A 25,470-nucleotide genomic window follows, 5' to 3' on the forward strand; every position below is an offset into this window, starting at 1 on the left:
GCACTCGTGCCACGAGGCGACCGCGGTCAACCTTCCTGGACGGGACTGGCATCGCGTCCACCCGGTACAACGAGACGCGCCACCGGCGGTGACGGTGCCGCACCCGACGGAGCCCGCCGGCCGACGGCCGACGGGCTCCGGTGCGACGGGGACGATCAGGCCGCGAGCTTGCGGGCCAGGTTCTCGTCGAGCGCGTTCATGAACTCGTCGGTGGTCAGCCACGGGGCGTCCCGCGAGATGAGCAGCGCGAGGTCCTTGGTCATCTGGCCGCCCTCGACGGTGGAGACGATGACCTGCTCCAGGGTGTTGGCGAACTCGGTGACCGCCGGGGTGCCGTCCAGCTTGCCCCGGTGGGCCAGGCCCCGGGTCCAGGCGTAGATCGAGGCGATCGGGTTGGTCGAGGTCTTCTCGCCCTTCTGCCACTGCCGGTAGTGCCGGGTGACGGTGCCGTGCGCGGCCTCGGCCTCGACGGTGCGGCCGTCCGGGGAGAGCAGCACGGAGGTCATCAGGCCGAGCGAGCCGAAGCCCTGCGCGACGGTGTCGGACTGCACGTCACCGTCGTAGTTCTTGCAGGCCCAGACGTAGCCGCCCTCCCACTTGAGCGCGGCGGCGACCATGTCGTCGATCAGCCGGTGCTCGTAGGTGATGCCGGCGGCCTCGAACTCCGACTTGAACTCGTTCTCGAACACCTCGGCGAAGATGTCCTTGAACCGGCCGTCGTACGCCTTGAGGATGGTGTTCTTGGTGGACAGGTAGACCGGGTAGCCGCGGTCCAGGCCGTACCGGAACGAGGCGCGGGCGAAGTCCCGGATCGACTCGTCGAAGTTGTACATGCCCATGGCGATGCCGCCGCCGGGGAAGTTGGCGACCTCCATCTCCATGGGCGCGCCGCCGTCGGCCGGGGTGTAGGTGATGGTCACCGTGCCCGGGCCGGGGACGACGAAGTCGGTGGCCTTGTACTGGTCGCCGTGCGCGTGCCGGCCGATGATGATCGGCTTGGTCCAGCCGGGGACGAGCCGCGGCACGTTCGACATGATGATCGGCTCGCGGAAGACCACGCCGCCGAGGATGTTGCGGATGGTGCCGTTCGGCGACCGCCACATCTTCTTCAGGCCGAACTCCTCCACCCGGGCCTCGTCCGGGGTGATGGTGGCGCACTTGACGCCGACGCCGTGCTCCTTGATGGCGTTGGCGGCGTCGACGGTGACCTGGTCGTCGGTGGCGTCGCGGTGCTGGATCGACAGGTCGTAGTAGTGCAGGTCGACGTCGAGGTAGGGCAGGATCAGCTGCTCCCGGATCTGCTTCCAGATGATCCGGGTCATCTCGTCGCCGTCGATTTCCACGACCGGGTTGTTTACCTTGATCTTCGCCATCGGCCGGCGCTCCTCTCGGGGGACACGTGCTCAAGCAGTACGAGCGTACTGGAAACTGCCCGGGGCTCCCCAGCCGGCCTCACCCCGCCGGACACGGGGTCGCCTTTGACGGGCCGCGGTGACATCCTTCCCGGATGCCGCTGACTCACACGGTCGGGTCTATCACGGTCACCGCCCTGGTCGACGGGGCGGGTCCCTTCTTCCAGCCCCGCGAGGAGGCGTTCCCGGACGCCACCCCGGCGCAGTGGCGGGAGGCGGACCGGCGGGACCCGGCAACCGTCACCCCGGACGGCCGGTGGTGGCTGCCGTTCCGCTGCTTCGCGCTGCGCACCGGGGACGGGCCGGTGACCCTGGTCGACGCCGGGATCGGCCCGGCCGACGCCCTCGCGGCGAGCTGGGCGCCGGTGCCCGGGCGACTCCCCGAGGAGCTGTCCGCCGCCGGCATCGACCCGGCGGTCGTGCGGACCGTCGTGCTCACCCACCTGCACAGCGACCACGTCGGCTGGGCGGGCCCGCTCTTCCCCCACGCGGACCACCTGCTGCAACAGGCCGAGCTGGACGCGCTGGACCGGTTTCACCCCGAGCTGCCGGCCCGGCTGCTGGGGCCGTTGCGCGCCGCCGGCCAGCTCCGGGTGGTCGACGGCGACACCACCCTGGCCCCCGGGGTACGCGTGCTGAGCACCCCGGGCCACACCCCGGGTCACCAGTCGGTGCTGATCGACTCCGGCGACGACCGTCTCCTGGTCACCGGCGACCTGCTGGTCCACGCAGTGCAACTGGTCGACCCGACCCTGGCCTACGCCCACGAGGAGGACCTGGCCCGGGCCCGCACCACCCGCACAACCCTGCTGCACACCCTGGCCACCCAGGGCGGCGCCACCTTGGCCACCCCTCACCTCGGCCATCCCTTCACCCCGGTTGAGGGTGGTTGGGACGCGAAAAGGGCGGGTCCGGCGTGAGCCGGGCCCGCCCTTTCGGGAGGTCCTGTCACATGTTGGCGACGTCGGCCTGCTTGGCGCGGACGGCCTCGGCAGCCGCCTTGAGGCTGGCCAGCTCGTCGGCGTCCAGGTCGGTCTCGACGATCCGCCGGATGCCCTCGCGGCCGATCTCGGCCTCGACGCCGAGGTAGACGCCGGAGATGCCGTAATCGCCGTCGACCCAGGCGCAGACCGGCATGATCTCGCCGGAGTCCTCGGCGACCGCCTTGGCCATCCGGGCGGCGGCGGCCGACGGCGCGTAGTACGCCGAGCCGGTCTTCAGCAGCGCCACGACCTCGGCGCCACCGTTCCGGGTCTTGACGACCAGCTCCTCGATCTGCTGGGCCGGCATGACGTCGCGCAGCGGCTTGCCGTCCACAGTGCTCTTCGACGGGACCGGGACCATGGTGTCGCCGTGCGAGCCCAGGGTCAGCGTCTTCACCGACTTCACCGGCACGTTCAGCGCCTCGGCAACGAAGTTGGTGAACCGGGCGCTGTCGAGCATGCCGGCCTGGCCGAGCACCCGGTTCTTCGGGAACTGGGTGGCCAGCTGGGCCAGCGCGGTCATCTCGTCGAGCGGGTTGGAGACGACGATGACGACGGCGTTCGGCGCGTACTTGGCGACGTTCTCGGAGACCTGACGAACGATCTTGGCGTTGGTCTCGAGGAGGTCCATCCGGCTCATGCCGGGCTTGCGGGGCAGGCCGGCGGTGATGACGACGACGTCCGAGCCCTCGATGGCCTCGTAGCCCTCGCCGTTCGGGCCGGTGGTGACGCCGACGACCTTGGTCTCGAAGCCCTCGACGGCGCGCGACTGGTTGAGGTCCAGCGCGAGACCCGCCGGCTTGCCCTCCACGATGTCGGTGATCACGACGGTGTCGAAGACGTCGTACTCGGCCAGGCGCTGCGCGGTGGTGGAGCCGTAGAAGCCGGCCCCGACGACAGTGACCTTCTTACCCATGGTCGTCCCACTCCCTGATACCAGTCGGTTTTCCGGACCGTATCAGCCATCCTGGCACCGATCGGGCCAGGGGCGGACGGTTATGACGTGCTTGGGTGGTCAGACCTGCTGCTCCGCGCGCTCCACCACGTTGGTCAGCAGCATGGCCCGGGTCATCGGGCCGACCCCGCCCGGCATCGGCACCAGCTTGCCCGCCACCTCGGCCACCTCCGGGTCGACGTCGCCGGTGTAGCGGCCCTTGCCGTCGGCGCCGATCACCCGGGTGATGCCCACGTCGACCACGGTCGCGCCCGGCGTGACCATGTCGGCGGTGAGCAGGCCCGGCACCCCGGCCGCCACGATCACGATGTCCGCCTCGCGGGTGTGCGCGGCGAGGTCCAGCGTGCCGGTGTGGCAGAGGGTCACCGTGGCGTTCTCGCTGCGCCGGGTGAGCAGCAGCCCGAGCGGCCGGCCCACGGTGTTGCCGCGGCCGATCAGCGCCACCTTGGCGCCGCGCAGCGCCACGTCGTGCCGGCGCAGCAGCTCGACGATGCCCCGCGGGGTGCACGGCAGCGGGGCGTCGTAGCCGAGCACCAGCCGGCCCAGGTTGACCGGGTGCAGGCCGTCGGCGTCCTTGGCCGGGTCGATCATCTCCAGCGCCCGCTGAGTGTCCAGGTGGGCCGGCAGCGGCAGCTGGACGATGTAGCCGTGGCACGCCGGGTCGGCGTTCAGCTCGGTCAGGACCGCGTCGAGCTGCTCCTGGCTGGCGTCCGCGGGCAGCTCACGCCGGATCGAGGCGATGCCCACCTCGGCACAGTCCCGGTGCTTGCCGTTGACGTACGCCTGGGAGCCGGGGTCGGCGCCGACCAGGACCGTGCCGAGTCCCGGAGTGATGCCCCGTTCCGCCAGCGCCTTGACCCGGGTCCGCAGCTCATCCTTGAGCTCCGCCGCGGTCGCCTTGCCGTCCAGGATCGTCGCCGTCACTACCAGATCGTCTCACGGCGCCGAACCGGCGGGCCGATGACGCCAAACGCTCACGATCTGTTACGTGGCCATTGTCACTCACAGTTACTTCTTGTGGTCTTTTCCACTCCCCGGCTCGGACAGGCGATCGGAAACCAGCCAGACCCGGCAGCTGGCCAAGGCGGGCAGGGACGGGACGAAAAGGCCCGACGGGTGCCGCAAAGCGCCAGGCAACAACCCCGACTGAGCAGGAACTACATCGCGTCGCAGTACCACGGCGGGCGGCCGTCGACAAGGTGGCCGACCCCGCTCCGTTATCGCTTCGCAACGGCTTCGTTGTCGAAGCCTGACCGCCGACCTACCGTTACCGAGCGTTGCGCAGCGTTACCCAGCGTCGGGCCTGACTGCGCACTGTGAGGAGATGAGGAGACTCCCATGCGAGTTCGTAGACTCGCCGCCTGGGCCGCCCTCCCGCTCGTGGTGACGCTGGGCCTGACGGCCTGCGGCAACGGCGGGAACGGCGGATCGAGCGGCAGCGGCCAGGATGCGGCGGTCAGCATCCAGATTTCCGAGCCGCAGCACCTGGTTCCGACCAACACCACCGAAACGTCCGGCTCGCAGGTGCTCGCCGGCCTGTTCAGCCCGCTCGTCGACTACGACGCGCAGAACAAGCCGTACGAGGTCGCGGCCCAGTCGGTGACGCCGTCCGACAACAACAAGGTCTGGACGATCAAGCTCAAGGACGGGTTCACCTTCCACAACGGCGAGAAGGTCACGTCCGACGACTACATCAACGCCTGGAACTACGGCGCGTACGCGCCCAACGGCCAGGGCGCCAGCTACTTCTTCGAGAAGATCGCGGGCTACCAGGACCTGCAGGGTGACAAGCCGAAGGCCAAGACGATGTCCGGCCTGAAGAAGCTGGACGATCTGAGCTTCCAGGTGACGCTCGCCGAGCCGTACATCGACTTCGAGTCCATGCTCGGCTACACCGCGTTCTACCCGCTGCCGAAGGCCGCGTTCTCCGCGCCGGGCGTGCTCAACGACTCGTACGAGCAGGCGCCGATCGGCCAGGGTCCGTTCAAGATGAAGGGCACCTGGCAGCACGACGCCAAGATTGACGTCGAGCGCTACGACGCGTACCCGGGCGAGAAGCCCAAGGTGAAGGACATCGAGTTCCGGGTCTACCAGCAGCTCACCGCGGCGTACTCGGACCTGCAGTCGGACAACCTTGACGTGCTGCCGACGCTCCCGACCGAGAACCTGAGCACCGCGCCGAGCGACCTGGGCGGCCGCTACCAGACCAGCCCGATGTCGTCGTTCCAGTTCCTGGCCTTCCCCACCTTCGAGAAGGACTACAGCAACCCGGACGTGCGCAAGGCGATCTCGATGGCGATCGACCGTGACGAGATCACCAAGTCGATCTTCAAGGGTTCGCAGCAGTCGGCCCGCTCGTTCGTCTCGCCGGTCCTGCCGGGCTACCGGGACAACACCACGGGTGCTGCGGGTCAGTTCAACCCGACCGAGGCCAAGAAGCTCTACCAGGCCGCCGGCGGCCCGTCGAAGATCACCATCTCCTACAACGGGGACGGCGGTCACAAGGACTGGGTCGACGCGACCTGCAACCAGCTCAAGGCCAACCTGGGCGTCGACTGCGTCGGCTCGGCCGAGCCGAAGTTCGCCGACCTGCTGACCAAGGTCGAGAAGAAGCAGCCGGTGGGTCTGTTCCGGATGGGCTGGGTCATGGACTACCCGTCCATGGAGGACTACCTCGGCCCGCTGTACAGCACCAACGGTTCGTCGAACTACTACGGCTACAGCAACCCGGAGTTCGACCGCCTGGTCAAGGAGGGCTCCGCCGCGCCCACCCAGGAAGAGGCGATCAAGAAGTACCAGCAGGCCGAGGACATCCTGGCCAAGGACATGCCGGTGATCCCGCTCCGCTTCGGCGAGAACGTGTACGGGCACTCCAGCAAGGTCAAGAACGTCCAGATGGACCTGTTCCAGCGGGTCAACCTCGTCAAGATCGAGGCGGCCAGCTGAGCTGACCGCGGCACGGGCCACCCGGGGCGACCCGGGTGGCCCGGGGCACGCGGCGGTCCAGCCGCTGGCACCCCGCCGGGCCGGTCTCTACGCCGGCCCCACCGGGCCGGAGGGCACCGGTCGCCGGTTTTCCGGTACAGCCAGAGATGTCATCCTGCGCCCCTTTCGCACTTTTCCGGAGAGACTGGCAAGCATGTTCCGCTTCATCCTGCGGCGCCTCCTGCAGATGGTCCTCGCGTTCTTCGGGACCACGCTGATCGTCTACGCGCTGATGTTCGCCGGGCAGGGCGACCCGATCCAGGCCCTCGCCGGGGAGCGGCCGGTGACGGCGGCCCAGCGGGCATACCTGACGCAGAAGTACCACCTGGACCAGACCGGCGTGGGCGGCTTCTTCTATCGCTACCTCGACTACGTGAAGAACCTGGTCCAGGGCGACCTGGGCCAGTCGCTCACCGGCCGCCAGATCGGCGACATCCTTCAGCAGGCCTGGCCGATCACCGTGCAGCTGGCGCTCATCGCGCTCGCCGTGGCCATCGTCTTCGGCGTCACTGCCGGCGTGATCGCCGGCATCCGTCGGGCCAGCATCTTCGACAACTCGACGCTGGTGCTCACCCTGCTGGTGCTCGGCATCCCGACCATCGTCCTGGCACCGCTCGCGCAGTACTTCCTCGGCGTCAAGTGGCAGCTCTTCCCGCCCACCGCCGGGGCTCAACCGAGCTTCTACGCGCTGCTGCTGCCCGGCATCGTGCTCGGCTCGCTGTCGCTGGCCACCGCCTTGCGGCTGACCCGCACCTCGGTGGCGGAGAACCTGCGCGCCGACTATGTCCGGACCGCCCGGTCGAAAGGCCTGGTCAAGCGACGCATCGTCAGCGTCCACGTGCTGCGCAACTCGCTCATCCCGGTGGTCACCTTCCTCGGCGTCGAGCTGGGCAACCTGATGAGCGGCGCGATCATCACGGAGGGCGTGTTCAACATCCCCGGTGTCGGCTTCAACCTGTTCCGCGGCATCCGCACCGAGGACGGCCCGCTGGTGGTGGGCATCGTCAGCGTGCTCGTCGTGGTCTACCTGATCTCCAACCTGGTGGTGGACGTCCTGTACGCCGTACTCGACCCGAGGATCCGCTATGAGTGAGCGCAGCGAACGAATCATCAACGCAGTGTGCTCGGTCGCTCGTGGCCGCACCGAGCGGAGCGAGGTGCGGTCATGAGTGACTTTGAAACGGTGGCGGCCACGGAGAATCAGGCCGCGCGACGGGGCGTCTCCGGCGAGCCGGGCGCACCCAACCAGGTCGGCGCGCCGCAGAAGCCGCGCAGCCTGGCCGGCGACGCCTGGCGCGACCTGCGCGGCAACCCGATCTTCTGGATCAGCCTGGGCCTGGTCGTGCTGGTCGCCGCGATGGCCGTCGTGCCGTCGCTGTTCACCGCCAACGACCCGCGTGACTGCCTGCTCTCCCGGCAGCACGCCGGGCCGTCCGGCGGGGCCATCTTCGGGTACGACTTCCAGGGCTGCGACGTCTACGCCCGGGCGGTCTACGGCACTCGGGCCTCACTGCTGGTGGGCGCTCTCGCCGCGCTGGCCACCGGCGTGATCGCGCTGGTCGTCGGCATGCTCGCCGGCTACTTCGGCGGCTGGGTGGACGCGGTGCTCTCCCGCGTGATCGACATCGTGCTCGGCATCCCGCTGCTGCTCGCCGCAATCGTGCTGCTCAAGCGGGTGAGCACCAGCAGCGACAATGTCCGGCTGTTCGCGGTGATCTTCGTGCTGGCGGTGCTCGGCTGGACCACCGCGGCCCGGGTGGTCCGCTCCTCGGTGATCACCGCCAAGGAGCAGGACTACGTCGCCGCGGCCCGGATGCTCGGCGCCCGCAACGGCCGGATCATGTGGCGGCACATCCTGCCGAACGCGCTCGCCCCGGCGATCGTGGTGCTCACCATCGCGCTCGGCTCGTTCATCGCCGCCGAGGCGACGCTGAGCTTCCTCGGCATCGGCCTGAAGGCCCCGACCATCTCCTGGGGCCAGGACATCGACACCGGCCGCATCCACATGCGGGAAGCGGCGACCCCGCTGATCGTCCCCTCGGCCTTCCTCGCGCTGACCGTACTGGCCTTCATCATGCTGGGCGACGCGATCCGCGACGCCTTCGACCCGAAGCTGCGGTGAGAACCTCATGACCCAGTCCGCTGTCCGGCCCACGCCGGCCTCCCCCACCCCGCCGGGCGGCCACCTGCTCGAGGTACGGGACCTGCACATCGAGTTCCGCACCCACGAGGGCGTGGCCAAGGTGATCAACGGGGTGTCCTACCACCTCGACCCGGGCGAGACCCTGGCCGTGCTCGGCGAGTCCGGCTCCGGCAAGTCGGTGACCGCCCAGGCGATCATGGGCATCCTGGACACTCCCCCGGCGCACATCCGCACCGGCCAGATCCTCTACCAGGGCCGGGACCTGTTGACCCAGTCCGAGGAGCAGCGCCGGCAGGTGCGCGGCAAGGAGATCGCGATGATCTTCCAGGACGCGCTCTCCGCGTTGAACCCGGTCTTCCCGGTCGGCTGGCAGATCGGCGAGACGCTGCGCCAGCGCGAGGGGATGTCCCGCGCCGACGCCCGCAGGCGGGCCGCCGAGCTGATGGACCTGGTCCGGATCCCGGCCGCGGCGAAGCGGCTCGGCGACTACCCGCACCAGTTCTCCGGCGGCATGCGCCAGCGCGTGATGATCGCGATGGCGCTCGCCCTGAACCCGCGAGTGCTGATCGCCGACGAGCCGACCACGGCACTCGACGTCACCGTGCAGGCCCAGATCATGGACCTGCTGGCCGAACTGCGCCGCGACCTGAACATGGCGATGATCCTGATCACCCACGACCTCGGCGTGGTCGCCGGCGTCGCGGACCGGATCGCCGTCATGTACGCCGGCCGGATCGTCGAGCACGCCGACGTGCGCTCGCTGTACCGGGCGCCGGCCCACCCGTACACCAAGGGGCTGCTGGAGTCGATCCCGCGGCTCGACGTGCGCGGGCAGGCGCTGTCGACGATCAAGGGGCTGCCGCCGAACCTGATGCGGATCCCGTCCGGCTGCCCGTTCCACCCCAGGTGCCCGTACGTGCAGCAGGTCTGCGTGGACGTGGTGCCGCACGACCTGGTCCTCGGCGACGGCCGGACCAGCGCATGCCATTTCGCGCAGGAGGTCCGTGATGACAGCGCCCACTAGCCCGACCAAGGTCCGCGGCGAGACGATCCTCTCGGTCGACAACCTGGTCAAGCACTACCCGATCAGCCAGGGGGTGCTCTTCAAGAAGCAGACCGGCGCGGTCAAGGCCGTCGACGGGGTCAGCTTCGAGCTGCGCCGGGGCGAGACGCTCGGCGTGGTCGGCGAGTCCGGCTGCGGCAAGTCCACCCTGGCCCGGCTGCTCATGCGGCTGGAGACGCCAACCGCCGGCCGCGCCACCCTGGAGGGCAACAACCTGTTCAAGGCCTCCGGGGCGGAGCTGCGCCGGCTGCGCCGGAACATGCAGATGGTGATGCAGGACCCGTACACCTCGCTGAACCCGCGGATGACGGTCGGCGACATCATCGGCGAGCCGTTCGACATCCACCCGGAGGCGGCCCCGAAGGGCAGCAAGCAGCGGCGGGTGCAGGAACTGCTGGACGTGGTCGGGCTCAACCCCGAGCACATCAACCGCTACCCGCACCAGTTCTCCGGAGGTCAGCGGCAGCGCATCGGCATCGCCCGGGCGCTCGCCCTGCGCCCCGAGATCATCGTCTGCGACGAGCCGGTGTCCGCCCTCGACGTCTCCATCCAGGCCCAGGTGATCAACCTGCTGGAGCAGCTCCAGGACGAGTTCGGGCTGTCGTACATCTTCATCGCGCACGACCTGTCGGTGGTCCGGCACATCTCGGACCGGGTCGCGGTGATGTACCTGGGCCGGATCGTGGAGATCGGCACCGAAGAGGAGATCTACGAGCGGGCCACCCACCCGTACACCCAGGCGCTGCTGTCGGCGGTGCCCGTGCCCGACCCGGACGCCCGGCAGGACCGGAACATCATCCGGCTCACCGGCGACGTGCCGAGCCCGGCCGACCCGCCGTCCGGCTGCCGGTTCCGCACCCGCTGCTGGAAGGCGCAGGACGTCTGCGCCACCCAGGAGCCCCACACGGTGCTGCGGGCGGCGGACCCGCACCCCTCGGCCTGCCACTTCGCCGAGGTACGCCCCGCCGCCTGACCAGGGCACGACGGAGGCCCCGTCCCGGGCGGGACGGGGCCTCCTGCCGTCCGGTCCGGACGACGCCTCAGAGCTGGGCGAGGTCGAACGCCCAGATGCCGCGGCCGTGGGTCGCGACGTAGACCGAGTTGTCGACCGCGTTGTACTCGACGTCCATGCCGACGGTCAGCGGCAGGCCGGCGCCGAGCCGCTGCCAGTCGGTGGCGCCGGGCGCGCGGTAGAACGTGGCCAGGTCGGTGGCGAGCACCAGCGCGCCGTTGGACAGTTCCTTGATCGAGCTGGCCGGCACGTCCGGCAGGTTCGCCGAGACGTCCTTCCAGGTCGCGCCCGCGTCGGTGGTCTCGAAGACGTGACCGAAGCCGGCGCCGGGACCCTCGGTGAACCGGCGGGAGAACCCGTTGACCGCGAGGAAGGCGTGCGCGCCGTTCGCCGGGTCGATCCCGACGCCCTGCACGAACCGGTTCGGGAAGTCACCCGGCAGGGTGAGCTGGTGCCAGCTCGACGGGTCGTTGACCTTGCCGACCGCGACACCCCGGGCGAACCCGGCGTTGTTGCACGGCCCGCACCAGCCGACGTACGCCATGCCGCCGGAAACCGCCACGGAGGTGGCGGTGTGGCCGGCGCCCAGGTTGAACGCGCTGGTCCAACCCTTGCCGTCCTGGATCGAGTAGCCCTTGGTGTTCACCCAGACGTGCTGGCCACCGGCGACCCAGACGTTGGCGTCGTGGTCGTCCGGCGCGAACGGCGCGATGAACCGGGCCGGCTCGTCACCCGGCGCGTTGGTGTACGGCCGGATGTCCCGCGAGGTGGAGTCCGCCAGCGTGCCGGAGCCGGTGTTGGCGTTGCAGTTCTCGGTCACCCGCATGGCCAGGTTGGTGTACTCCTGGACCTGCCGGCAGCCGTTCGCCGGGTCGGCCTGCGAGTCGCCGCCGTCACCGCCGAAGTGCGAACCCATCACCGTGTCGTCGGGGCGCAGGATCGAGGTGCCGTTGTCCTGCAGACCACCGGAGACGATGGTGCCGGCCTTCGCTGGGTCCTTGCCCACCGAGACCGAGTAGTACTGCAGGGCGTCGATGGTGCCGTCGTTCAGGCTCTGCCAGTCAGTCGCGTGCCCGTCCTTGTCGGTCTTGCCGTTGATCGGCCGGCGGTACACACCACCGTCGTTCCCGACGTACACGAACCCGTTGCCGACCGCCACCGAGTGCTGGTCGGAGTGGGTGGTCTTGTTGCACTTGTTCTGGGCGTCGTAGATGCTCCAGCAGGAGAAGCCGAAGTTCCAGTACGGACCCACGGTCTTCCAGGTCGCGCCGGCGTCGGTCGACTCGTAGACCTCCTCCAGACCGGCCCAGAGGTGGTTCGGGTTGGCCGGGTCCACCGCCAGGAACTGGTTGTACCAAGCCTGGATGCCGGGGCCGTAGCCCTTGCCGATCACGGTCTGCTTGAGGGCCGAGCCGGAGTTGCCCAGCTTCGACGAGTCGGCGATCTTGTTCCACGGGCCGGCCGGGTTGCCGGTGTTGGAGACGTAGATGCCGTCCAGGTAGCTGTTCACGTTGCCGACCGGCTTGTTCAGCTGGCTCGGCGACTGGTTGATCGCATAGAGCTTGCCGCCGTCGGCGGAGAAGGCGAACGTCACGTAGCCGATGTCGTTCGCCGGGATGGCGCCGGTCGGGTTGACCTTCGCCCAGCCGCCAGCGGTGTAGTCGGCGGTCTCGTAGAAGCCGTTGTAGGTGTCACCGGAGCGCCAGGCCGAGGCGACCACCACGTGCTTCGGGTTGTGCGGGTCTCCCGCCACGTCGTTGACGATGTTCTTGTACGCGGCGTTCGCGTTACCCGCGTTCGCGCCACCGGGCAGGTAGCTCGGGTTCGGCGTGAACTCCAGCTTCCAGGCGCCGGAGCTGCTGCCCATCGCGTGCGAGTACAGGCCCCGGTTGGTGGCGGCCCAGACCTTGCCGTCGAAGAACCGCAGCTTGTTGATGACCGTGCTCTCCAGCTCGGTCCCGCCGACCCGGTCGGTCGTCTTGAACGCGCCGGACTTCGGGTTCGCCAGCCGGTAGACGCCGGCACCCACGTACGAGGTGGCACCGGTGTTCGCCTCGCCGGTGGCGTACCAGAGCGAGCCGTCGGTGGCGAGCACGACGTCGCCGCTGGAGAGGGTGGGCAGCGCGTCCGCGATCGGCGTCCAGCTCCCGCCGCCGGTCGAGGAACGCCACACGCCACCGTCCGCGCCGGCCGCGTACACGTAACCGCTGTTGTCCGCGGCCAGGCCCGTCATCCGGCCGGTGACCAGGCCGGCACCCCCGGAGGAGTTGGACGCGTAGTCGCGGTAGCGCGGGTCGTCGCCGTCGTACTTGATCTTGGTGACCTCGCGCCAGCTGCCCTTGGTGGCGGCCAGCCCGTTGAGCTGGCTCAGCGCGTTCGAGTACGCACCCGGCGAGACGATGCCCGGGGCGTAGCGGGCCTGGGCGAACTGCTCGGCGATGGTGCGCGCCTCGAAGGCCTCCTCGCCGGCCTCCTCGGACGACTCGCCGGCCGCCATCTCCATGAACTCCCTGGGGTGCCAGGGCATGTTGGCGCCGGGCTCGTCGGCCAGGCCCAGCTTCTCCTGTACCTCGTGGTTGGTGGCGACCACGCCACCGAGCGCGGCGGTGAGCACCAGCGCGCCCGCGATTGTCGCCGGCTTGCGCCAGCGGGACTTGGACATGCGAATCCTCCGGATTCAAGGGGTCCCCGGGCAGGGTGGCCCGGGTGGGGAAACCATGGGGTGACGGATGGCACCACATGGCGCTTTGCGATCGGACTGACATCGTCCGCAGTCGACCCTCAGCCGGCGCAGCGCCCGGGCAAGTCACACCCGGCGGGCGGCGGTACGGGAAGGGTCAGGCCAGGGCCGGTGGGGCCCGGCTGGGCAGGCTGCCGCGCGGCGGCAGCGGTACGGCCGGCTCCCGGTAGCGGGTCGAGGCGACCACCGATCGCGGGGCGCCGCCGACGCGCAGGGGCGCGGCCGGGAGGAGATCGTCCGGTCCGTCGGTGACGACGCCGGCGCGGTGGTCACCGCAGGGTCCGCCGGAGAGTTCCGTCCACAGCTCCGACGGAGCGTCGGGATGCGTGAGGCGCGCGCCAACGACTCGGGGGTCGCCGGAGGGCGGGGCGGGACGGCCCGGCGTGGTGACCGTTGCGTCGACGGACCATCCGTCCGGAGGAAGAACGGACGGGCCGTCGTGGACGATCGACCGGTGCGCGGCGGTGACCACCGCGCCGGGCTCAGGGGTCTCCCCGCAGGCGGGCATCCCCAGGCCGGTCAGGACGAACGCCAACGCGACGACGACGGCAGTCAGCCGGTCGAGTACGCGCATGGGCAAACCTGCCGGGATGAGGGGGCTGCTCGGGCGGGCGGCGCGGTGACCGCGGGCGGGAGCAGGCCGCGGAGAGAACGGGGAGGGTCAATCGCTTGCTGCGGGACAACGCTAGCAACAACTTTCACACCCGGGCAACGGCAGAGCGGTCGTACTTTCGGCTGGTCAGCGCTCCACTCGTGACATCACTCCGAACAGGAATGTCAACAGATGAAACAGGGGCGCGACCCGTCGGTCGCGCCCCTGACTCCGCCGGAAGATCAGTGGAAGAAGTGCCGGGTGCCGGTGAGGTACATGGTCACGCCGGCCTCCTTGCAGGCCGCGATGGTCTCCTCGTCCCGGATCGAGCCGCCGGGCTGGACGATCGCCCGGACGCCTGCCTCGATGAGGATCTTCGGGCCGTCGGCGAACGGGAAGAAGGCGTCCGAGGCGCAGACCGACCCGCGGGCCCGCTCCGCGCCGGCCCGGCTCACCGCGAGCCGCGCCGAGTCCACCCGGTTCACCTGGCCCATCCCGACGCCCACGGTGGCGCCGTCCCGGCCCAGCAGGATGGCGTTGCTCTTCACCGCGCGGACTGCCCGCCAGGCGAACGCGAGGTCCCGCAGGGTCGCCTCGTCGGCCGCCTCGCCGGTGGCCAGCCGCCAGTTCGCCGGGTCGTCGCCCGCCGCGTCGACCGCGTCGCGCAGCTGCACCAGCACGCCACCGGTGACCTGGCGCCACTCCGCCGGCAGCGGGTTGAACGCGGGGGCGCGCAGCAGTCGGATGTTCTTCTTGGCCTGGAGGATCTCCACGGCGCCCTCGTCGAAGCCGGGCGCCACCAGGACCTCGGTGAAGATCTCCGCGACCTGCCGGGCCATCGCCACGCTCACCGGCCGGTTCACCGCGATCACCCCGCCGTACGCGGACACCGGGTCGCAGGCGTGCGCCTTGCGGTGCGCCTCGGCCACGTCCGCGCCGACCGCGATGCCGCACGGGTTGGCGTGCTTGATGATCGCCACCGCCGGCTGCTCCGGGAAGTCGTTCGCGGCCCGCCAGGCGGCGTCGGCGTCGACGTAGTTGTTGTACGACATCTCCTTGCCGTGCAGCTGCTCCGCCTGAGCCAGGCCGGCCGGGCCGGCCGGGTCGGCGTAGACGGCGGCCGCCTGGTGCGGGTTCTCGCCGTAGCGCAGCACCGCCTGCCGGCGCAGCGCCAGGCCGGCGAACTCCGGCCACCCGTCGGCGGCCGGCGCCACGGTGGTGGCGAACCACGCCGCGACGGCCACGTCGTACTCGGCGATGTCGGCGAACGCGCGGGCGGCGAGCGCCCGGCGCTGGGCCAGGGTGAAGCCGCCCTCGGCGAGCGCGGCCAGCAGCGCCGGGTACGCCGCCGGGTCGGTCACCACGGCGACCGAGGCGTGGTTCTTGGCCGCCGCCCGGACCATCGCCGGACCGCCGATGTCGATCTGCTCGACGCACTCGTCCCGGCTCGCCCCGGAGGCGACCGTGGCCTGGAACGGGTAGAGGTTGGAGACCAGCAGGTCGATGCCGGCGATGCCGTGCTCGTCGAGCTGGGCGGCGTGCGCGTCCTTGCGCAGGTCGGCGAGGAGACCGCCGTGGATCTTCGGGTGCAGGGTCTTCACCCGGCCGTCGAGGATCTCCGGGAAGCCGGTCACCTGCTCGACCGGGGTCACCGGCACGCCCGCGCCGGAGATGGTCGACGCGGTGCTGCCGGTCGAGACGATCTCCACCCCGGCCTCGTGCAGGGCCCGGGCCAGCACGACCAGGCCGGCCTTGTCGTAGACGCTGACCAGCGCCCGCCGGATCGGGCGGCGGGCGTCCTCAGTGGCACTCACGGAACCGTGACCTTTCTGCCGGTGATCGTCCAACCTTCACGGACCAGCCGACCGACCTGCTCGACGAGCTGGCGCCGCTCGGCGGACTTGATGCGCTCGGTGAGCGTCTCCTCGTCGTCGTCGTCCAGCACCGGCACGGCGACCTGGGCGACGATCGGGCCGGTGTCCATCCCGGCGTCGACGAAGAACAGGGTGGCCCCGGTGACCTTCACGCCGTACGCGAGCGCGTCCCGGGGGCCGTGGATGCCGGGGAACGCCGGCAGCAGGGTGTTGTGGGTGTTGAGGTAGCGGTCGCCGAACGCGGTCAGGAACTGCGGGCCGACGAGCTTGAGGAAGCCGGCGCTGATCACCAGGTCCGGCTGGTGCTCGGCGACCCGGGCGGTCAGCGCCTTGTCCCAGTCCTCGCGGGTCGGGTGGTCCTTCAGCCGCTCGGCGAAGGTGGGCACCCCGACCGCGGCGGCCCGATCCAGGCCGGCGATCCCGTCCCGGTCGGCGCCCACGGCGACCACCCGGGCCCCGTACCCGGGGTCGGCGGTGGCGTCCAGCAGTGCCTGGAGGTTGCTGCCGGAGCCGGAGACGAGGACGACGAGGCGGGCGACGGACGCGGGCTCGGTCACCCGGCAACCCTATCGGGCCGGGAGGGACGTCCAGCGCTCGGGCGGCGGCGTCGCGGGTGATCTCCCGGGTGGTGCCGGCACGATACGCTGCCGACGCCCGGTGCGTCCCGGTGCTGGGCGGAATGATGAGCGGCACCACGGACCGTCGACCCCCAGTTTGAGGAGCAACCAGCAATGCAGCCCGGTTACCCCGGTCAGGACCCGTACGGCCAGCAGCAGCCTCACCAGGACCCGACCTCCCCCCAGTACGACCCGTACGCCCAGCCGCCGCAGGCCCCGCAGTACGGACAGCAGCCGACCTCCGGCCAGCCGTACGGGCAGGACCCGTACGCCCAGCCGCCGCAGGCCCCGCAGTACGGGCAGCAGCCGGCCTCCGGCCAGCCGTACGGCCAGCCGACCTCCGGGCAGCCCTACGGCCAGCAGCAGCCGTACCAGGACCCGTACGCGCAGCAGCAGCAGCCGTACGGCGCCGCGCCGAACTACCCGGCCGCCGGCTACCCCGCTGGGCAGGGGCAGAACAACACCCTGGGCCTGATCGGCATGATCGCCGGTATCGCGTCCATCGTGTTCGCCCTCTGCTGCGCGCCGCTGGGCCTCATCGGCGGCATCGCCGGCGTGGTGCTCGGTTTCCTGGGCCAGAAGAAGGTGCAGACGGGCGAGGCGAGCAACGGTGGTCAGGTCAAGGCCGCCCTGATCTGCGGCGGCGTCGGCATCGTGCTCTCCATCATCAGCATGATCGCCGGGGCATTCATCAACCTGAGCAACCTCGGCTCCTGACCCAACCCGAAGCGGGGGCGTCCGGCACGGCCGGACGCCCCCGCGCCATGTCCCACCCCGTCGACCGAGTCGGGGATGCCGCCACCCCGCGACCGGAACCTCCTGGTCACCGTGGCGGGGCGGCCGGGCGTGGCGCGGCGCGGCGGGCGGTGGCCGACCGGGGGGTGGGGGTGTCGCGGGTGAGGGCCTTGACGGCCGCCGCGCCGAGCAGGGCACCGATGGCGACGACCAGCGTCGCCACCCCGGCCACCAGCCACGCGGCCGGGCCGATCTCGGCCAGCCGTCCGCCGCCGAGCGGGCCGCCGGAGGCCGCGGCGGCCACGCCGAGCAGCACCCCGGCGACCGGGCCGGCGAGCGCCGCCGGGGCGAGCAGCGCCGGCCAGCCGAGCACCGTCCGCTCCTCGGCCGCGATCCGCGTCAGCCGCCGGGCCAGCAGCCAGCCCGCGGCCATCCCGGCCAGCACCGGCACCGCGAGCAGCCCCACGCCGAACTCGTCGACCGGGCCGCGCGGCAGGCCGGCCAGCAGCGGTACGGCCGGCAGCGCACCAACGGAGACCTCGTTGGTCCGGATGGCGGTATCGGTGCCGACGGCGAACCCAGGGCCGAGCAGGTAACTGGCCGACCAGACCGTGGCGTTCGGCGCGTACGCGAGGCTGACCAGGGTGATCCCCGCCTGACCGGCCACCCCGGTCCGGTACGCCCCGATCATGTCGGCCGCGTCGCCACCGCCGGTCGCCACCGAGAGCCCGGCCGCGCCGGCACCCGCCCCGAGCAGCAGCAGCCCGGCGACCAGCCCGGTCCGCAGCCCGTCCCGCAGCGCCGGCGGGGACCGCCGGGCGAGCAGCACCGACACGCCGGTGGCCCGAGCCGCGCCGACCAGGGCGGCGAGCGTGCCGACGACCGCGAAGGTCAGCCCGGCCCGGACCGGGGACACCCGCAGGCCACCGGCGCTGACCGCGACCGCGGCGAGGGCGCCGAGCAGCGCGTACCCGATGCCGACGGCGACCGCGACGGTGAGCGCCCGCCCGGGGGAACGGCCACCGCGGGCGCCGATGGCGCGGGTGACGTGCACCCCGGCCCGGGTGAGCCGCCAGACGGCGAGCGCGGTCAGGGCGAGGGGCGCCAGGCCGAGCGGCCCGGCGGAGGTCTCCAGCGGCACCCCATGCCCCAGCAGCCAGCCGGCGAGCCCGGCGCGCATCGCCCCGGTCAGCGAACCGCCGTCCTCGCTGAGCTGGGCCAGACCGAGCACCACGGTGACCGGCAGCCAGGACGTCACGGCGGCCCAGCCGGCCGCCACCCCGGCGGCGACGGGCAGCGGGGCCCGACGGCGCGGCGCCTCCCTCGATCGGGGCGCGGGCACCCGGGGCGCCGGCCGGACGCGACCGGCCGGCCGGGTGTCGGCGGCGGAACGGCGGGGCAGGTCAGGGGTGACGGGTGACATCGGCTCTACTCTGGCATGCCGCGCCGATGGCAGCAGTCCAATAGCGCCCGGACGCGGCGGCGAGTTCCGTGATCCACCGCTTTCGCGGCCCCGATCCGGTTTAGCCTCGGCCCAGGGCGCGACCTTCCTGTCGCGGCACCGACCGCTCGGAGGAAGCCGTGAACGCTCCGTATCCGCCGCCGCCACCGCCGCCGGCCGCCGGCCGGGACCGGACCACCCTCTGGGGCGTCCTGGGGATCATCTTCGGCCTGCTGTGCTGCGGCATCCTCGGCATCGTCTTCGGTTACCTGTCGATCCGGGACGCCAAGCGTTTCGGGCGGTCCCAGCTGCTCGGCTGGCTGGCGATCGCGTTCGGCGTCATCAACCTCATCGCCAGCGTGATCGTCCGGGCCCGGGGCAGCTACTACTACCCGTACTGGTACCGCTGACGAGCCCGGCCACGACAAGCCCGAGGGGGTCGACCGGATTCCGGTCGACCCCCTCGGTACCGCACCCCACCGCTCAGCGGTTGGACATGATCTCCCGCATCAGCTTGGCGGTCTCGGTCGGGGTCTTGCCGACCTTGACACCGACCGCCTCCAGCGCCGCCTTCTTCGCGTCGGCGGTGCCCGCCGAGCCGGAGATGATCGCGCCGGCGTGGCCCATGGTCTTGCCGGGCGGGGCGGTGAAGCCGGCGATGTAGCCGACCACCGGCTTGGTGACGTTGGCCTTGATGAACTCGGCGGCGCGCTCCTCGGCGTCGCCACCGATCTCACCGATCATCACGATGGCGTCGGTCTCCGGGTCCGCCTCGAACGCGGCCAGCGCGTCGATGTGGGTGGTCCCGATGATCGGGTCGCCGCCGATGCCGACGCAGGTCGAGAAGCCGATGTCCCGCAGCTCGTACATCATCTGGTAGGTCAGCGTGCCGCTCTTGCTGACCAGGCCGATCCGGCCGCTGCCGGTGATGTCGGCCGGGATGATGCCGGCGTTGGAGGCGCCCGGCGAGGCGATGCCCGGGCAGTTCGGGCCGATGATCCGGGTCCGCTCGCCCTTGGCCACGTTGTACGCCCAGAACGCGGCGGTGTCGTGCACCGGCACGCCCTCGGTGATCACCACAGCCAGGTCGATGCCGGCGTCGATCGCCTCGACGACCGCGCCCTTGGTGAACTGCGGCGGCACGAAGATGACCGTGACGTCGGCCCCGGTCTCCTTCATCGCGTCCGCGACGGAGGCGAAGACCGGCAGCTCGGTGCCGTCGAAGTCGACCTTCTGGCCCGCCTTGCGCGGGTTGACGCCGCCGACGATGTTGGTGCCGGCGGCGAGCATCCGCCGGGTGTGCTTGGAACCCTCGGAACCGGTCATCCCCTGCACGATGACCTTGGAGTCCTTGGTCAGCCAGATAGCCATGATCAGACCCCCGCAGCTGCCAGCTCGGCGGCCCGCTCGGCCGCGCCGTCCATGGTGTCGACCCGCTGGATCAGCGGGTTGTTCGCGCCGTCGAGGATCGCCCGACCGGCCTCGGCGTTGTTGCCGTCGAGGCGGACGACGAGCGGCTTGGTGACCTGCTCGCCCCGCTGCTCCAGCAGCGCCAGCGCCTGCACGATGCCGTTGGCGACGGCGTCGCAGGCGGTGATGCCGCCGAAGACGTTGACGAAGACGCTCTTCACCGAGGGGTCGGAGAGGACGATCTCCAGGCCGTTCGCCATCACCGCGGCGCTCGCGCCACCGCCGATGTCGAGGAAGTTGGCCGGCTTGACGCCGCCGTGCCGCTCGCCCGCGTACGCCACCACGTCGAGGGTGGACATGACCAGGCCCGCACCGTTGCCGATGATGCCGACCTCGCCGTCGAGCTTGACGTAGTTGAGGTCCTTCTCCTTGGCGGCCTGCTCCAGCGGGTCCACCGCGGCCTGGTCGACCAGGGCCTCGTGGTCCGGGTGCCGGAACGCGGCGTTCTCGTCCAGGGTGACCTTGGCGTCCAGCAGCAGCAGCTTGCCGTCCTTGGTCGTGGCCAGCGGGTTCACCTCGACCAGCGTGGCGTCCTCGGCGACGAACGCCTGCCACAGCTTCACCGCGACGTCGACGACCTGGTCGGCGACCTCGGCCGGGAAGCCGGCGGCGGTGACGATCTCCCGCGCCTTCGCCTCGTCCACGCCGGTGTTGGCGTCGATCGGGGCCTTGACGACCTTCTCGGGAGTCTCGGCGGCGACCTGCTCGATGTCCATGCCGCCGGCGACGCTGGCGATGCAGAGGAAGGTGCGGTTCGCCCGGTCGAGCAGGTACGAGAAGTAGTACTCCTCGGCCACGTCCGCGGTCACGGTGATCATGACCTTGTGGACCGTGTGACCCTTGATGTCCATCCCGAGGATGTCGGTGGCCCGGGCCACCGTCTCCTCCGGGCCCTCGGCCAGCTTCACGCCGCCGGCCTTGCCGCGGCCGCCGACCTTCACCTGCGCCTTGACGACCACTCGGCCGCCGAGGCGTTCGGCGATCGCGCGGGCCTCCTCCGGGGTAGTGGCAACGCCGCCGGCGAGCACGGGCAACCCGTGCCGCTCGAACAGGTCCCGCCCCTGGTACTCGTACAGGTCCACGATTGCGCGTCCCGTCCCGTCTCCGCGGCGCGCCGTCGCGCCGCCACCAGCTTCGGAAAATCAGTTTGACGCCTGTCATCAGATGAGACAGGCCATTTGCCGCAGCCTAACGAGATGGGAACCAGCGGCAACCGAGCGGGTGCGCGGTGTGCGGTAATGCACAGCCGTCGGTGGGTCGGGATGGTCAGCCCACCCGGCAGCGGCCGGCCGCGTAGCCGACGACCGCGCGCATGATCTCGTCCTCGGAGCGGTCGGCGAAGTTCACCGTGGCGGTGAAGCCGGTGCCGAAGAAGGCCTGCGTGATCCCGGAGTCGATCGCGGTGAAGGCGCCCAGCCCGCTGCCCGCGCGGGGGTCACGCGGCTTCACGCAGACCATCTTCTCCAGACCCCAGCGCCGCCGGTAGATCCGGTCGATCGCCGCCCACGGCAGCCAGATCGCCTGCCCCCGGGTCGGCCGGGTCTTGATCCAGAGGCCCTCCGGGCCGACCGCGAGCACCGGGCCGCCGGAGGAGACCAGCCAGAGCTGGAGACCCACCGGCAGGGCGAAGAGCAGCATGATCACCGGGATCATCCACAGCAGCGCGAGATCGCCGTTCCCGCCGGACGCGGCGGCGCCGATCGGGCAGGCCAGGACCAGGCCGATGACCAGCGTCAGCGCCCCGAGAGCCAGCGCCCGCTTGCGCAGGCTCGGCCGGGCCACGAACGCCAGGTCCGCCGGGATCCGCTTCGCGGTCACCGCCGTCGGCGGCTGCCACGGCGGCGGCAGCTGCGCCGGGCCGACCCCGCCGGGGTACGCCGGCTGCGGCCCCGCGGGCCAGCCCGGGCCCGGCTGCGGCGGCGGTCCCGCCGGCCAACCCGGACCGGGCTGCTGCGGCGCCGGCCAACCCGTGCCGGACGGCGGCTGCCCAGGTGGAGCGGGCCAGCCCGGCCCAGCCGGCGACGGGGGCTGCGGCGGCGCGGGCCAGCCGGCAGTGGGCTGCTGCGGCGGTGCTGGCCAGCCGGCGGCGGGCTGCTGGGGCGGCGCGGGCCAGCCGGCGGCGGGCTGGGGTGGCGCGGCCGGCCAGCCCGCGGGGGGCGCGGCCGGCTGCGCGGGCGGTGTCCATCCGGCATCCGGCTGCCCGCCGGGCGCCGCCCATCCCGCCGCCGGCATCGAGTTCGGCTGACCGGGCTGGTCCGGCGGCTGCGCCCCGCCGTCGGTCGGCGGCACCGGCGGCCGCCCCTCGGCGGGGTTGGGGGACGGGTACGACGGCTGGGTCACGGCAGGCTCCCGGCGGGGTCGTCGACGGCGGACGCGGTACGGGCAGCCACACGATACGACCCGCACCCCCGAACGCGAGTCCCCGGAAGCGCGCCCCCGACCCAGGATCCGCACGCATTTCGGGGGCGTGGCGGCCCCGCCGCGCCGGGTGGCGGAACGGCCGGAAACGGCGCGGATCCGGACCGCGGATCACGGGCGCAAAAGCCCCGGCGGCGGGGCTGCGACGGGCGGGGTTCAGCCGTCCGGGGGATGTTGGGGGAGTTGCGTAACCCCCCGGTGGGGCCGTCGTTGAGTCTGATGTCGGAGCGCTGGTCAAGCGCGGCGACGGGAGACGGCCGATGCCCTGTCGGTCGAGGGGTGGCGGCGGGGCATCGTGCATAGAGGGGCCGGACGTGTGAGGGGTGCGTCCGGCCTCTCCCCCTGTCCGGGCACGGGTCCCACGACCGTGACCCGTTCCGGGCCGGCGACGTGGGGCCGGCCGGCGCCGGCGATCAGGCGACCGGCTGAGCGACGTTCTCGCGGACCCAGTCGACGATCGACTGGGTGGTCGCGCCCGGGGTGAAGATCTTCGCGACGCCGAGCTGCTCCAGCTCCGGGATGTCGGCGTCCGGGATGATGCCGCCGCCGAAGACCACGATGTCGGCGGCGTCGCGCTCGGCGAGCAACTCCAGCACCCGCTTGAACAGGGTCATGTGCGCGCCGGAGAGCACGGACAGGCCGACGGCGTCGGCGTCCTCCTGGATCGCGGTCTCCACGATCTGCTCCGGCGTCTGGTGCAGGCCGGTGTAGATGACCTCCATGCCGGCGTCGCGCAGGGCACGGGCGACCACCTTCGCGCCCCGGTCGTGGCCGTCCAGGCCGGGCTTCGCGACGACGACCCGGATACGAGAGCTCATCAGCGCACACCTTTCCCCGGCTACCGCACTACCTCAACTGAACGAACGGTAACCCGGCCGGCCCACGGGCGGAAACTCGGGCCGCACCCCCTACCCTCGGCGCGACGCCTTTAGCGTCGGACGGACCGCCCGGGAAGCCCGACGCCTCCGCCGAACGGTCACTGTGTGCGACGAACGGGCAGTTGCCGGGCCACCCGAGCGGCGGCACGAGCTATGACAAGAGCGGATAGAAACGGACAGAGTAAAAGGCCAATTCGGCGCTTCGGCTTGTGACAGGAGTGGCGGTTGGCTAACGTGTGCACGGTTGTCATCAGGTCCATGGACGGGTGACGACGCGGCCACCGGACGTTCGACGGAGCTTCACCGAACGGCTCGAGGTCGCATCGGATCCCCGACAACGGAGGGTGTGCGTGCGCCAGCGCCTGTCGTCTGAGCCCGATAGATATCGCGGCCGCCGCCGCGTACCCACCCCCCCGCGGAGCCGCTATGCGGCGGTGGTGACCACGGCATTCGTGGGAGCCGGCATCGTCGCCCTCGGCGCGAACGCCCTCCCGGACGCCAAGAGCGTCAGCCCGTCGGTCCTCGACGAGCTCAAGCAGGCCTCGATCACCAGCCAGGACGTCGCGGCCCGCGCCGACGGCGCCGACACCGCCACGCGTGACGGCCGGGCGGAGGCCAAGGCCTCCACCGAGCAGGACGTCTGGCTGCTCCCCCTGCACGGCTACGACTTCAAGTCGCCCTACGGCATGCGCTGGGGCAAGCTGCACACCGGCATCGACCTCGTCGCCCCGGAGGGCACGCCGTACGTCGCGATCCACGACGGCACGGTCACCAAGGCTGGTTGGTTCGGCGGCTACGGCTACGCCGTGATCGTCCAGCACTCGGACGGCAGCGAGGCCATCTACGGCCATTCCTCCGCGATCAGCGTGAAGGAGGGCCAGCAGGTCAAGGCCGGCGACCAGTTGGGCCTGGTCGGCAGCACCGGCCACGCCTACGGCCCTCACCTGCACCTGGAGATCCATGTCAACGGGCAGCCGCTGGACCCGGTGCCGTGGCTCGGGGACCGCGGAGTGGACATCAAGCTGCAAGTCGAGGCAATCTACGGCGACGTAGCCGCATCCTGACGCTACGTATCGTCCATTGACCGCCCGGATCGCCTGATCCGGGCGGTTTTCGTTACGGCAAAGTCTGCCGGGTCACAGTCAGAGATGTGAGCCGGCCCATACCTCGGCATGATCCTTTTCAGGCTCAAACCCGCCGCCAGCAGACGAAACGGACCAACGACGTCGAGCGGACCCCACCGGCCCCCGGAGCCAGTACCCGCCGCCAACCCGGCCGACACCAGTATTTCGAGGTCACGTGCCCCTCGACTGATGAAGGTCCCCGTGCAGGAAGACAGCTCCATCCAGAACGAGAACACCCAGGACAACCCCGCCCGGCACCGGCGCAAGCGCCCGGTCCGGCGCACCGCATACCTCGTCATCGGCGCGGCCGCCCTGGTCGGCCTCGGTCTCGGCGGCGTCTCCGTCGTCACCGCCGACCACGGCACCCCGACCCCGACCGCCGTCGACGTCGACGCCCAGGCCCGCGCCGAGGCCGCCGCCCGCGCCGACCGCTCGGTCCGCGAGTCGACCGTCCCGGTCACCCCGTCCGCCACCCCGGTGAGCCCGTCGCCGAGCCCGACCACGGCCAGCCCGAAGCCGACGAAGACCGTCAAGCCCACGCCGAAGAAGACCAGCAAGCCGAAGCCGACCTGGGTCATCCCGATGAAGGGCGCGACGATCACCTCCTGCTACGGGCAGCGGTGGGGCACCCTGCACGCCGGCATCGACTTCGCGATGCCCTCGGGCACCCCGATCCATGCCGCGGCGGCGGGCACCGTGGTCAAGGCCGGCGACGCCGGTGACGGGTACGGCAACTCGGTCTTCATCGACCACCACAACGGCTACCTGACCCACTACGCGCACCAGAGCCGTCTCATCGTGAGCGTCGGCGACAAGGTGAGCGCCGGCCAGATCATCGGCTACGAGGGCGCCACCGGCGACGCCACCGGCCCGCACCTGCACTTCGAGGTGCACAAGGGCGCCATGTGGAACCAGATCGACCCGGCGCCGTTCCTGCGCGCCCGGGGCATCGACGTGGCGTGCTGACGGGCTGCAGGTTCTCACTAGATCTTTCGGTTTCTTATTGATCTGTCGGTGCACTCGTCGGT

22 protein-coding genes are annotated in these 25,470 nt (G+C 71.2%); 10 read left to right on the forward strand and 12 right to left on the reverse strand.

The genetic code is table 11. The features are described from left to right. Window positions 1–155: 155 nt before the first annotated feature. The gene (locus ACFYOS_RS01185) at window positions 156–1,373 is read right to left on the reverse strand and encodes an NADP-dependent isocitrate dehydrogenase (RefSeq protein WP_387134612.1); all 1,218 of its coding nucleotides are present in this window, start codon (window positions 1,371–1,373) and stop codon (window positions 156–158) included. A 134-nt stretch (window positions 1,374–1,507) separates the two neighbouring features. On the opposite strand from ACFYOS_RS01185, the gene ACFYOS_RS01190 reads away from it, so the two are divergent. Further along, on the forward strand, window positions 1,508–2,332 hold the full coding sequence (locus ACFYOS_RS01190) for an MBL fold metallo-hydrolase (protein WP_387134614.1): 825 nt from the start codon (window positions 1,508–1,510) through the stop codon (window positions 2,330–2,332). 28 nt (window positions 2,333–2,360) lie between these two features. On the opposite strand, the gene ACFYOS_RS01195 is transcribed toward ACFYOS_RS01190, so the two are convergent. Next, a complete protein-coding gene (locus ACFYOS_RS01195; protein ID WP_387134617.1) occupies window positions 2,361–3,311 on the reverse strand; it encodes a malate dehydrogenase in 951 nt (316 codons plus the stop codon). 99 nt (window positions 3,312–3,410) lie between these two features. Next, window positions 3,411–4,274 carry a bifunctional methylenetetrahydrofolate dehydrogenase/methenyltetrahydrofolate cyclohydrolase gene (locus ACFYOS_RS01200; protein ID WP_387134620.1) on the reverse strand — a complete coding sequence of 288 codons (864 nt, stop codon included), beginning with the start codon at window positions 4,272–4,274 and terminating at the stop codon, window positions 3,411–3,413. 414 nt (window positions 4,275–4,688) lie between these two features. Between ACFYOS_RS01200 and ACFYOS_RS01205 the strand changes: the two genes are divergently transcribed. From ACFYOS_RS01205 to ACFYOS_RS01225, 5 genes are all read left to right on the forward strand, one after another. After that, a complete protein-coding gene (locus tag ACFYOS_RS01205; RefSeq protein WP_387134623.1) occupies window positions 4,689–6,296 on the forward strand; it encodes an ABC transporter substrate-binding protein in 1,608 nt (535 codons plus the stop codon). A gap of 193 nt (window positions 6,297–6,489) precedes the next feature. Then, window positions 6,490–7,428, forward strand: coding sequence for an ABC transporter permease (locus tag ACFYOS_RS01210; RefSeq protein WP_387134625.1), 939 nt, complete (start codon window positions 6,490–6,492; stop codon window positions 7,426–7,428). A 72-nt stretch (window positions 7,429–7,500) separates the two neighbouring features. Then, on the forward strand, window positions 7,501–8,457 hold the full coding sequence (locus ACFYOS_RS01215; protein ID WP_387134627.1) for an ABC transporter permease: 957 nt from the start codon (window positions 7,501–7,503) through the stop codon (window positions 8,455–8,457). Between the two features lie 7 nt (window positions 8,458–8,464). Continuing rightward, entirely contained in the window at window positions 8,465–9,502 is a 1,038-nt protein-coding gene (locus ACFYOS_RS01220) for an ABC transporter ATP-binding protein (protein ID WP_387134630.1), read from the forward strand. Further along, complete coding sequence (locus tag ACFYOS_RS01225) at window positions 9,486–10,514, forward strand: ABC transporter ATP-binding protein (RefSeq protein ID WP_387134633.1); 1,029 nt, start codon at window positions 9,486–9,488, stop codon at window positions 10,512–10,514. The genes ACFYOS_RS01220 and ACFYOS_RS01225 overlap by 17 nt, the downstream gene beginning before the upstream one ends. A gap of 67 nt (window positions 10,515–10,581) precedes the next feature. On the opposite strand, the gene ACFYOS_RS01230 is transcribed toward ACFYOS_RS01225, so the two are convergent. The 4 genes from ACFYOS_RS01230 to purN all read right to left on the reverse strand — a co-directional run bounded on the left by ACFYOS_RS01230 (window position 10,582) and on the right by purN (window position 16,316). Then, window positions 10,582–13,215, reverse strand: a complete 2,634-nt coding sequence (locus tag ACFYOS_RS01230; RefSeq protein WP_387134636.1) for a glycosyl hydrolase — start codon at window positions 13,213–13,215, stop codon at window positions 10,582–10,584. Between the two features lie 175 nt (window positions 13,216–13,390). Next, complete coding sequence (locus ACFYOS_RS01235; RefSeq protein WP_387134639.1) at window positions 13,391–13,867, reverse strand: hypothetical protein; 477 nt, start codon at window positions 13,865–13,867, stop codon at window positions 13,391–13,393. Window positions 13,868–14,127: 260 nt separating this feature from the next. Further along, window positions 14,128–15,699, reverse strand: coding sequence for a bifunctional phosphoribosylaminoimidazolecarboxamide formyltransferase/IMP cyclohydrolase (gene purH, locus ACFYOS_RS01240; protein WP_387134642.1), 1,572 nt, complete (start codon window positions 15,697–15,699; stop codon window positions 14,128–14,130). Then, window positions 15,696–16,316, reverse strand: coding sequence for a phosphoribosylglycinamide formyltransferase (purN, locus tag ACFYOS_RS01245; protein WP_387134645.1), 621 nt, complete (start codon window positions 16,314–16,316; stop codon window positions 15,696–15,698). The genes purH and purN overlap by 4 nt, the downstream gene beginning before the upstream one ends. A gap of 174 nt (window positions 16,317–16,490) precedes the next feature. Between purN and ACFYOS_RS01250 the strand changes: the two genes are divergently transcribed. Next, entirely contained in the window at window positions 16,491–17,093 is a 603-nt protein-coding gene (locus ACFYOS_RS01250) for a hypothetical protein (protein WP_387134648.1), read from the forward strand. Window positions 17,094–17,199: 106 nt separating this feature from the next. Here ACFYOS_RS01250 and ACFYOS_RS01255 read toward each other — a convergent pair whose 3' ends face one another. After that, window positions 17,200–18,534 (reverse strand): DUF6350 family protein, encoded by a 1,335-nt coding sequence (locus ACFYOS_RS01255; RefSeq protein WP_387134651.1) that lies wholly within the window; start codon window positions 18,532–18,534, stop codon window positions 17,200–17,202. Between the two features lie 158 nt (window positions 18,535–18,692). Here ACFYOS_RS01255 and ACFYOS_RS01260 point away from each other — a divergent pair, with 158 nt between their 5' ends. Continuing rightward, window positions 18,693–18,962 carry a DUF4190 domain-containing protein gene (locus ACFYOS_RS01260; RefSeq protein WP_387134653.1) on the forward strand — a complete coding sequence of 90 codons (270 nt, stop codon included), beginning with the start codon at window positions 18,693–18,695 and terminating at the stop codon, window positions 18,960–18,962. 73 nt (window positions 18,963–19,035) lie between these two features. Here ACFYOS_RS01260 and sucD read toward each other — a convergent pair whose 3' ends face one another. From sucD to ACFYOS_RS01280, 4 genes are all read right to left on the reverse strand, one after another. After that, complete coding sequence (gene sucD / locus ACFYOS_RS01265; RefSeq protein WP_387134656.1) at window positions 19,036–19,923, reverse strand: succinate--CoA ligase subunit alpha; 888 nt, start codon at window positions 19,921–19,923, stop codon at window positions 19,036–19,038. Between the two features lie 2 nt (window positions 19,924–19,925). Then, complete coding sequence (gene sucC, locus ACFYOS_RS01270; protein WP_387134659.1) at window positions 19,926–21,104, reverse strand: ADP-forming succinate--CoA ligase subunit beta; 1,179 nt, start codon at window positions 21,102–21,104, stop codon at window positions 19,926–19,928. Between the two features lie 184 nt (window positions 21,105–21,288). Then, window positions 21,289–22,362, reverse strand: coding sequence for a hypothetical protein (locus tag ACFYOS_RS01275; RefSeq protein ID WP_387134661.1), 1,074 nt, complete (start codon window positions 22,360–22,362; stop codon window positions 21,289–21,291). A 491-nt stretch (window positions 22,363–22,853) separates the two neighbouring features. Beyond that, window positions 22,854–23,258, reverse strand: coding sequence for a cobalamin B12-binding domain-containing protein (locus ACFYOS_RS01280; protein WP_387134664.1), 405 nt, complete (start codon window positions 23,256–23,258; stop codon window positions 22,854–22,856). Between the two features lie 410 nt (window positions 23,259–23,668). On the opposite strand from ACFYOS_RS01280, the gene ACFYOS_RS01285 reads away from it, so the two are divergent. Beyond that, window positions 23,669–24,382: a M23 family metallopeptidase gene (locus ACFYOS_RS01285; RefSeq protein ID WP_387134667.1), complete on the forward strand. Its 714-nt coding sequence runs from the start codon at window positions 23,669–23,671 to the stop codon at window positions 24,380–24,382. Between the two features lie 249 nt (window positions 24,383–24,631). After that, a complete protein-coding gene (locus tag ACFYOS_RS01290) occupies window positions 24,632–25,408 on the forward strand; it encodes a M23 family metallopeptidase (RefSeq protein WP_387134669.1) in 777 nt (258 codons plus the stop codon). The last annotated feature ends 62 nt before the right edge of the window (window positions 25,409–25,470 follow it).

This window comes from Micromonospora sp. NPDC005806, assembly GCF_042871425.1.
Lineage (GTDB): Bacteria > Actinomycetota > Actinomycetes > Mycobacteriales > Micromonosporaceae > Micromonospora.